This window comes from Petrachloros mirabilis (assembly GCF_975968855.1).
Map to the genome: position 1 here is coordinate 1 of NZ_CDLUDY010000089.1, position 8,348 is coordinate 8,348.

Annotated in this window: 10 protein-coding genes and 1 pseudogene; 6 read left to right on the plus strand and 5 right to left on the minus strand. The window is 53.8% G+C overall.

All coding sequences use genetic code 11. The features are described from left to right. Positions 1-407, plus strand: a 407-nt coding sequence (locus tag ACWVCN_RS03730) for a GNAT family N-acetyltransferase (RefSeq protein ID WP_455244172.1), incomplete at its 5' end; no start/stop codon positions are given. A gap of 382 nt (positions 408-789) precedes the next feature. After that, on the plus strand, positions 790-1,851 hold the full coding sequence (locus ACWVCN_RS03735) for a DMT family transporter (protein ID WP_455244173.1): 1,062 nt from the start codon (positions 790-792) through the stop codon (positions 1,849-1,851). A 69-nt stretch (positions 1,852-1,920) separates the two neighbouring features. Here ACWVCN_RS03735 and ACWVCN_RS03740 read toward each other — a convergent pair whose 3' ends face one another. Continuing rightward, the gene (locus ACWVCN_RS03740) at positions 1,921-2,883 is read right to left on the minus strand and encodes a PilZ domain-containing protein (RefSeq protein WP_455244174.1); all 963 of its coding nucleotides are present in this window, start codon (positions 2,881-2,883) and stop codon (positions 1,921-1,923) included. 337 nt (positions 2,884-3,220) lie between these two features. Here ACWVCN_RS03740 and ACWVCN_RS03745 point away from each other — a divergent pair, with 337 nt between their 5' ends. Next, the gene (locus ACWVCN_RS03745; protein ID WP_455244175.1) at positions 3,221-3,472 is read left to right on the plus strand and encodes a hypothetical protein; all 252 of its coding nucleotides are present in this window, start codon (positions 3,221-3,223) and stop codon (positions 3,470-3,472) included. Between the two features lie 52 nt (positions 3,473-3,524). Here ACWVCN_RS03745 and ACWVCN_RS03750 read toward each other — a convergent pair whose 3' ends face one another. The 4 genes from ACWVCN_RS03750 to ACWVCN_RS03765 form a co-directional block, all read right to left on the minus strand. Continuing rightward, positions 3,525-3,848: a PilZ domain-containing protein gene (locus ACWVCN_RS03750; protein ID WP_455244176.1), complete on the minus strand. Its 324-nt coding sequence runs from the start codon at positions 3,846-3,848 to the stop codon at positions 3,525-3,527. Between the two features lie 73 nt (positions 3,849-3,921). After that, positions 3,922-4,476 (minus strand): hypothetical protein, encoded by a 555-nt coding sequence (locus ACWVCN_RS03755; protein WP_455244177.1) that lies wholly within the window; start codon positions 4,474-4,476, stop codon positions 3,922-3,924. A gap of 89 nt (positions 4,477-4,565) precedes the next feature. Beyond that, positions 4,566-5,108 carry a hypothetical protein gene (locus tag ACWVCN_RS03760; RefSeq protein ID WP_455244178.1) on the minus strand — a complete coding sequence of 181 codons (543 nt, stop codon included), beginning with the start codon at positions 5,106-5,108 and terminating at the stop codon, positions 4,566-4,568. A 150-nt stretch (positions 5,109-5,258) separates the two neighbouring features. Further along, positions 5,259-6,161 carry a helix-turn-helix domain-containing protein gene (locus ACWVCN_RS03765; RefSeq protein ID WP_455244179.1) on the minus strand — a complete coding sequence of 301 codons (903 nt, stop codon included), beginning with the start codon at positions 6,159-6,161 and terminating at the stop codon, positions 5,259-5,261. Positions 6,162-6,328: 167 nt separating this feature from the next. On the opposite strand from ACWVCN_RS03765, the gene ACWVCN_RS03770 reads away from it, so the two are divergent. The 3 genes and pseudogenes from ACWVCN_RS03770 to ACWVCN_RS03780 form a co-directional block, all read left to right on the plus strand. Continuing rightward, positions 6,329-7,108 carry a cysteine hydrolase gene (locus ACWVCN_RS03770; RefSeq protein ID WP_455244180.1) on the plus strand — a complete coding sequence of 260 codons (780 nt, stop codon included), beginning with the start codon at positions 6,329-6,331 and terminating at the stop codon, positions 7,106-7,108. 79 nt (positions 7,109-7,187) lie between these two features. Continuing rightward, a complete protein-coding gene (locus tag ACWVCN_RS03775; RefSeq protein WP_455244181.1) occupies positions 7,188-7,724 on the plus strand; it encodes a hypothetical protein in 537 nt (178 codons plus the stop codon). Positions 7,725-8,014: 290 nt separating this feature from the next. After that, a pseudogene (locus tag ACWVCN_RS03780) lies at positions 8,015-8,348 on the plus strand (homocysteine S-methyltransferase family protein); the annotation flags it as partial.

An 8,348-nucleotide genomic window follows, 5' to 3' on the forward strand; every position in this document is an offset into this window, starting at 1 on the left:
TACTGGATTCACAAATCGAAGATCTCTGGAGACTGTGCCAGAACGAGTGGTGGACCAAAGGTCGCTCACTGGATGAGGTGCGGGTCATGGTCCGTCAATCTGACTTCGTCTTTGGCTATACTAAGGAAGACGGCACGCTCGTGGCCTTCGCCCGCGTGCTGACAGATCACATTTTTCGTACGCTCGTGCTGGATGTAATCGTAGACCCTAACGTTCGTAGCAGGGGGCTGGGACAACGGTTAATAACGGATATCTCGAATCACCCCGTGCTGGGCAAGGTGGAAGCAACCTTGCTCTTTTGTAAACCTAATTTGGTGAGTTTCTACGAGCAGCTTGGATTTTCGGCCTCCCCCAACGGCGTCGTGTTGATGGGAAATAAATCAGTGGCTCGCGAGAAGAACCGCTAAGGCGAGCGACCTTCACAGGTCTCTCTGCCGCCGTTCGTATTTTGCACTTCAACGCAGCCTCAATTCTGCCGATACATGCCCTGCCGTTGTTTTCAAGCGAATCGGCGTGAATTGGATTGTCCGATTTCCATTGGATTCGGTCGTGACTTAACCATTGTCTTGCAGCCGAGCAACACAATGGCTCTGCTACTTTCCAGTTTGCGAGTTGTCGAGTCGGGACTCCTTTTTAATCGCCCCTCACGCGGTTGTCCCGACCAGTCACATTCCGCGGCGGCTGGCGTCATTCACATTCTTTCCTGCTTCTCAAGAATTGATTTTCAGCGATACACGGTGAGAGTTCCCCCGTTGCGGCTGCGCTATATCCCCTGTAAGCTCCCTTTCCATGAACAGATCGCGACAGCAAGGTGCTTTCTTCGGACTCGCAGCTGCCCTGTTGTTCGGCATAAGTCCTCCCTTCGCGAAGCTGCTGCTGCCGGAGACCGGTCCGGTACTCACTGCAGGCTTGCTCTATCTCGGCGCAGGCGTTGGATTGCTCCTCTTCGAGGTGATGGGACGTCCTTGGTTGCAGTCGAACGCGAAGGAAGCCCCGGTTCGTCGGGCCGACGCCGGGATATTGGCAGGGGTGATTCTCACCGGCGGCATGTTAGGCCCCTTCCTGATGTTGTTTGGACTTGACCGCCTGTCCGGTGTTCTGACCTCTTTGCTCCTGAATCTTGAAGCTCCGTTCACCGTACTGGTCGCTGTGCTCGTTTTTCGCGAACACCTAATCCGCCGTGAACTAGCTGCCGTGCTGACGATCGTTGTCGCAGCTGGGATACTCACCTATCAGCCCGGCGCGATCCGTGGCGACGCAGTAGGGATTCTTGCTGTTCTAGCCGCCTGTTTCTGCTGGGCGATCGATAATAATCTGAGTCAACGTCTCTCACTTCGTGACCCGCTGGTGGTCACACGTATCAAGACCCTCGGCGCGAGTTTCGGCTTGCTTGGCCTTGCTGGCCTCACCGGCCAACAGTGGCCGTCGGTCACGATTACGCTGGTAACTTGTGTGCTGGGGCTTATCAGTTATGGGATCAGTTTGTTGTTCGACATGCGTGCGCTCAGGCTGCTGGGTGCGGCGCGCGAGGCGGGGTTCTTCGCCACGGCTCCCTTCATCGGGGCACTGGTAGCCGTGCCGGTTTTGGGCGAGCGTTGGAGTATGCAGGACCTGACCGCCACCCTCCTGATGATCGCCGGAGTGGCCTTACTCCTTCGCGCACACCATACACATATGCACCGGCATGAGGAAATCGAGCACGATCACCTCCATCATCACGAAGAACATCACAATCATAGCCACGAGGGAGAATTTATTCCTCAGGAACCACACGCGCACCCACACCGGCACCTGCCTCTGACGCATGATCATCCGCACCTGTCGGAACTGCATCACCGTCATGAGCATTAGGAGCTAGGAAGGGGCGGCAACTTCCTCCGTTCGATTTCCTATAACCCTTGTCTTGGTCTGGCGCCATTATTACATGTTCCGTGACATCGTGCGTGTTCGACACAGCTGCGCAATTTGCCGCTGCACACCTGGACGGATCTTAGTGAAGGCAAGGCCGAATTCCTGCGGACTGATCCACCGAACCGATGCTCCGTCGATGATGAACGGATTGTCCGTATCCTGCGGGAATATGCAACACTCTAAGCTCTCCCCCACCGGGACGGTGACCACACTCTTTATTCGACACCCCCACGGCGAGAGGTCGCGCAACTCGCCTTCGCCGGCAACCATTCGGCCGTTCGATGAAAAGTGGCTCCGCATACGGACCGGAACCCGAGTATGCCGCCGGTTTTCTATGGCACGATCCCGCGACACCGGGCGACCATGTTGCTTTGAGGTGAGCGATTGAGTTGCGCGCTGATCGGACCCGTTATGAGTGCCGGCACTTCCTCTTTCAAACAGCCGCTGCGTTGTCAGATGTTCTGCATGACGATTCAGCCATCGTCCCGTCTGCGCCAGGAACGACGCCATTTGAGGCTTCAATTGTCTGCCGCGTGACCACAGTTCTTCCATCGACGCATGCCACAAACCTTTGGACCGCGCACTGAGCCCGTACCCCCCAGAGGTCAGATACGCTATTCGTTGCGCCACGTCACTGAAATCAGGATCTTCATTTCTTATCCAGTTATAGATTTCGAGACTTTCGGCATACCGGCCTAACGTTTCCAACGTCTGGCCTATATGATAGAGAATGTATCGCTCTTCTTCCCATGAAAATATACGCGTCGCCAAGGCCTTCCGGAACGCCATCACAGCTTCCTCATGACGGCCGAGAGACCGCAAGCATAGGGCGATCTGTACCCACGCTTTCCCGGCATATTGGGGATCGAGGGCGGCTTTTCGAAAATCCTCGATTGCAGGATAAAACATTTGCACACGCTTGAGCACAAGACCATGTTTATAGTGCTCAGATGCAGACATTTGATGCCCCATAATCCCATCCTCCGTTCTTTCTGGTTGGAACCGCCGGATTGAGCCGGATGAAGGGGGAAGCAAAACCGAAGCCCCGCATGAACGCTGCAATTTCAAGCACTTGTCAGCTCGAGGCTACCGGCTGGCCAAAGAGATTTCGAACAGGACTATCTAATTTGGTACGCGATCTGGGGAGCCGGACCGATCAGGGGGTCAAACAATGAGGACAATCTCCGTATTGGGCATGTGGCGTCCTACCTCTCGATATAGGAGCATTTTGTAAATCTTGCTGTTGACAGCTTCTACCTAGAAAAAGTAGCCTATCGTTACTTTCGATCCCACTGGCAGACAAGTTTGAATGAAAAAACCCTTCCACAAAAAGTCCCGATCGCGCTTCACCATAGTCGTTGACCCTGAATTATTGGCATTGGCGCGCACGGCGGTCCATCAGATGAAAGGACTGACTCTGGCGAAGCTGATCGAGACGGGCATGCGGCTGGAGATTCAACGTCTGGAGCGAAAGCGGGGGCGCCGCTTCCGGCCCATGCAGGTACGGTTACGTGCCGGACGACCGCGGAAGATACCGCTTGAAAAGAAGAAACGCACGTGAGCGCATGGGAAAGCAGAGCTAAGAAAATTATGCAGTGTATGTTCTCAATTCTTCAATTCCCCTGCTCGTAATCAATTCCGGCTAGAAACCGTTCCAACCTTGCCTGCTCCGAGGGCTCCACAGTAAGAAACCCCACGCCTATTTTACCGACCAGGTTCCATCTCACGGTAGCGCGCGCAACATGAATCGGCGACGCTTCACCGGGGACGCTAATGCGCATATCGACGACATCCCCTATATTCACCCGGCTGCTGCTCTCGACGAGACAACCCTGCTTCGACAGGTTTATAGCTACCCCCTCTGACTCGCCGAACGTCGATCTCATTACCACAGTGGAATGTGTGAGAGGGAAACGCTTGTCACGGCGGAGTTCCATGAGCACCTCGCAATCTTGTGTATTCTAGGAAGAAAGCGGCACAGCGGCAAGATTAATGATCTCTGTGAAAGAATCAGACTGAAGGAGGCGGAGGAACCAGATCGGTCAAGTGGAACGTAAATCCGAAAAGCAGGACGTATTGATAGAGATACGCATCACCTTCATACAACGGCGTTGTATACACGAGTCCGCCGGTCTTTACATCGATAACATCCATTTTAAAACGCGCGAGACTCCGCTGCCGTGAGACCTTGAACAGCGCAAGCTCCGGGAGCGCAAACGGGATTAAATAGCTGGAAATTGCAGGGATCCCGATAAACGTCTCAGCTTGCTGCGTTCCTAAAGACTGGATAATGACACGCACTTTGTGTTCCTTCGCGCCGACACGAGTGCGAAACCCTTGAGAAAGCAGCCAGGAATCGACAAGCTCCTTCGCGAACTCTTTATCCGAATCGTTGCCGACAACCTGAGGAGGAGTAAGGCCAATCGCCTCTACGGAAAACTCTGTGCCCGGCGACATGGGCAAATGTGCCTGGGCCAGGCTTCGTTCGATCGCTTGAGTCAGCAGCAGCTGCTCCGCCGCCGAACGGACAGTACCGGTTTGTTGTTGAAGGGATGCACAACCCATCACCAAGCAACCAAGTGCTAGAGCCGCGGGAAGCCTCAAACCGGCCGCGTTTTGGACAAATCTCCGAATCACTTTTCAGCCTCCGGTTTCTACATTCTGCATCGTTCTTCCGCCGATTTGGCCTCGGTTTTCCGTACAGCTTCGAGCGCGTGGCACGTCAGTAGCCCGAGTGTATGAGGGACGGGATCTGAAGCGAAACGAGAATATCGCGAGGTTCCAATCCAGACGACCTCTCCAGTCGATACGTCAACCCCCCGAACAAACACAGCTGGAGCGCGCAAATCGCCCGCTTGACTCACAAATGCGACTTGACTTGCATGCATCGCCCTCGCAGCTTCTAACACCGCCGATTCATCGAACATGACTGTCTCATGATCCGCATGCTTAAGGAGATATTCCCTTACAACAGATGATTCGATGACAGGCACACCTTGTGCGCGAAACCAAAGCACTGCGGGGTTGACCACCGCCGGCTGATGACCCCACACAATAAGAGGAGTCTCGGAAGTTGGAAGTTGCTTGAACGTTCCATTCGAAAGAGGTGACGGCGTACAACCCACCCAGAACAGTAGTCCGGCACAAACTCCTGCACAGGCATTCCATACCCGCATTCTACGCCATGTTGTTCTCATTCGATGACCTTCCCTGAAGGTTTCTCCGATATCTAGCACTCTCTGCTGACTACCGCCGTCGTTTCTTCTGAAAACACGCCAGGCGGCATGATCATGATATTACTCTTGCGGAAGAACACTTTGCCACTTACCCGTTTGTGTGATGTGTCCTTAACCGCGCGTTGCCTGTTCGCGGAATAGCGCAGGTGAGACGCCGTGGTGTTCTTTGAAGGCATGAGAAAAGTGACTGCGGCTTGAAAAGCCTATCCGGGCGGCCACCTGCTCTACAGAATAGGAAGCCTCCGTTAAGAGATTGGCGGCTCGTTGCATGCGAAGCTGGTGAAGGAAGGTCATCGGTGGCCGCCCAAATGCCTCGGTGAAACACTCAGAAAATGTCGAGCGGCTCATGCCGGCAGCATCAGCAAGCGACTCCACGGTGTGATCTCCACCCAGGTCTTCAAAGATTCGATCCAGCACACGCCCGAGCCGATCGTCCTCTATGGCTGACAACCATGGGAGAGGCCCTCCTTCGGCAAGTTTTCGAAACGCGTGCACAAGGCATTCGTTCATCAAGGAAGCAGTCAATGCTTCACTGCCAGGCCCAGGGTGGGATTGTTCAGCAAGGATGGCTTGAAACGCTGCCGGGACCCTCGCATTCCCTGCCATATCTGCAACGAGAACGTTTTTGAGACGAGTAAACAGACCCAAGGACTGGCCGTAGGTCACATGAACGATACCGCAGGCCACCACGAAATTAGGATCCTCGCAAGGCCCCGCAACAAGTTGACAAATGGCCCGATCTGCCGGTGGTTTTTCTATCCGTTTTTCATAGTGAACGGGCCCGGCCGACGCAAGTACATGAGGGATGCCAGGCGGTACAATGACCAGGCTGCATGCTGAAATCCGCTGTTCGCCGTCCTCTTGCGAAAAGATGCTCCCCTTCCCCTTCAGCACAAAGTGAAGCACCACCTCAGACGGGCCGGGCAGTTGCAGCCGCCAACCATCACATATTAGACACAAGGCAAAGGGTTCCACCCGAATATGAAGGTTTGACAGTATCTTATCCAGACGCAACGGGATCCTCCTCTAAGGAATTTCCTACCTTATGTTCCACTGTCATTCGGAAGAGACAATACCGCACACAATTCGGACCTGATCGCACGCTGATTTAACCTATAGTCCCGATCGTCAATACAATAAATCTGTCCAACCGCTATAAACAACACAAAAGGAGGCCCGCCATGAAAATTAATTCCGCAATAAAAACAACCCTGTGGATCAGCTTGTTGCTTGTTACGGCGATCGTAGCTGGAAACGTTCACGCCGGGCTCCCAAACCCCGGCATGATCGTTGAGCCGGGGAAAACGGCCCTCGTGCTGACCGATCCCCAGAATGATTTCCTTAGTCCTGAAGGGGTGACCTGGGGTGTCGTCGGCAAAAGTGTTACCGCGAATAATACCGTCGAACACATCGAAACCCTTTTGAAAATGGCGAAAAAGTCGGGAATTCCCGTGTTCGTTTCCCCCCACTATTACTATCCCACCGATCAAGAATGGCAATTCGGCGGCGCGGTGGAAACGATGATGCATGCGATCAACATGTTTGACCGTAAGGGAGCGTTGACAACGAAGGGCTTCGACGGCTCAGGAGCAGACTGGCTTGCGCAGTACAAGCCCTACATCGAAGACGGGAAAACTGTCGTGGCCAGCCCCCATAAAGTGTATGGGCCGGAAACAAATGATCTCACCCTCCAGCTCAGAAAACGCGGCATCACGAAAGTCATTCTGGCTGGTATGTCCGCGAATCTTTGCGTAGAAGCTCACTTGCGGGAATTACTGGAGCAGGGATTCGAAGTTGCCGTCGTCAAGGATGCCACGGCGGCTGCACAAGTTCCGGAAGGCGATGGCTACCAAGCCGCAATAACCAATTTTCGATTCCTGGCCAGTGCCCTTTGGACAACGGAGCAGGCCGTTGACGAAATACAAGGCACGAGTAAAATATCATCCACGCAGGCTCACTGAATCAGAACCAATACGACGTGGACGTTATTGACACAGGTGTGGCCCAGATCAAAACCAGCAAATAGCCAAGGAGGTTGCCATGAAAGTATTTGGTTGTTTCACATTGGCGTTTTCTTTGTTTCTCCCACTCTTAGCCCATGCCGATGATGGAGCCATTGGGAGTGCCGAAAGTGCCGGGCCCGCATCCATATCAAAGAACGCGACGATCAAGGATTGGAATATGAAGGTCTTACGGAAGGGGACCAACGGATGGACATGCCTTCCGGATAATCCCGACACTTCCGGTACAGATCCTTGGTGCATGAACGATCCTTGGCTGAATCTTCTGGACGCTCTTAAGAACAAGAAGAAACCCACTTATACAAAAGTCGGAATCGCGTATATGCTCCAAGGGGATACCCCGGTCAGCAACACCGATCCTTATGCCACAAAGCCCGCGCCTGGGGATGATTGGGTTGATGGTCTGAAGGCTCATATGATGATGCTTTTGCCCGATAAGGCGCTACTGAAACAGTTCCCGACAAAATCCACATCGGGAGGCCCATGGGTGATGTGGCCGGATACGCCATATGCACACCTGATGCTGCCGATCGACAGCTATCCTCCTGGCAAGTGAAGGTGGAGATTAACATCGTCGCAATTATTCACCTCAGAGATACGATTGTGAAACTGCAACGGGTTCGATATTTTCCAAAAAGAAGGAGGCCTTGAGGCTTTTCTGACCGCTCGGCGTGAGGACATGCCGAGCGGTCCCGTTGCACGGTGGCGTCGCCGACTTCACCCGGAAGGTCTCAAACAGTCTGGTTCCCGTCCACCAAATTCCAGGGATCAGTTCATCCGATCGACATTCCATCGAGGGAAGTTTAGCTTAGATTCTTGGCGAGTTCTCTGCTAAGAAGAGAGCCGATGGCTCGCTACCGAGATGCCTTACCACAACTTCATGACGATCTATTCCTGACAGACGGCGGGATTGAAACGACGCTGATCTTCGCTGAAGGATTGGAGCTACCGGACTTCGCCGCCTTCGATTTGCTGAAACGCCCAGACGGCGAACAGACGCTTCGACGTTACTTTCACACGTACGCCAACCTCGCCAAACGGTTCCGATGCGGCTTGGTTCTCGAGAGTGCCACTTGGCGGGCAAATTTTGATTGGGGCTTGCGCCTCGGTTACAGCCAAGAAGCACTGGCCGGGGTAAACCGAAGAGCCATTCGATTATTGGAAGAGATACGGGACGAAA

Excerpts from the sequence above, each read along its gene's own strand:
- ACWVCN_RS03735 (WP_455244173.1), top strand. The coding sequence starts at position 790 with ATGAACAGATCGCGACAGCAAGGTGCTTTCTTCGGACTCGCAGCTGCC.
- ACWVCN_RS03740 (WP_455244174.1), bottom strand. The coding sequence starts at position 2,883 with ATGGGGCATCAAATGTCTGCATCTGAGCACTATAAACATGGTCTTGTG.
- ACWVCN_RS03745 (WP_455244175.1), top strand. The coding sequence starts at position 3,221 with ATGAAAAAACCCTTCCACAAAAAGTCCCGATCGCGCTTCACCATAGTC.
- ACWVCN_RS03750 (WP_455244176.1), bottom strand. The coding sequence starts at position 3,848 with ATGGAACTCCGCCGTGACAAGCGTTTCCCTCTCACACATTCCACTGTG.
- ACWVCN_RS03755 (WP_455244177.1), bottom strand. The coding sequence starts at position 4,476 with ATGGGTTGTGCATCCCTTCAACAACAAACCGGTACTGTCCGTTCGGCG.
- ACWVCN_RS03760 (WP_455244178.1), bottom strand. The coding sequence starts at position 5,108 with ATGAGAACAACATGGCGTAGAATGCGGGTATGGAATGCCTGTGCAGGA.
- ACWVCN_RS03770 (WP_455244180.1), top strand. The coding sequence starts at position 6,329 with ATGAAAATTAATTCCGCAATAAAAACAACCCTGTGGATCAGCTTGTTG.
- ACWVCN_RS03775 (WP_455244181.1), top strand. The coding sequence starts at position 7,188 with ATGAAAGTATTTGGTTGTTTCACATTGGCGTTTTCTTTGTTTCTCCCA.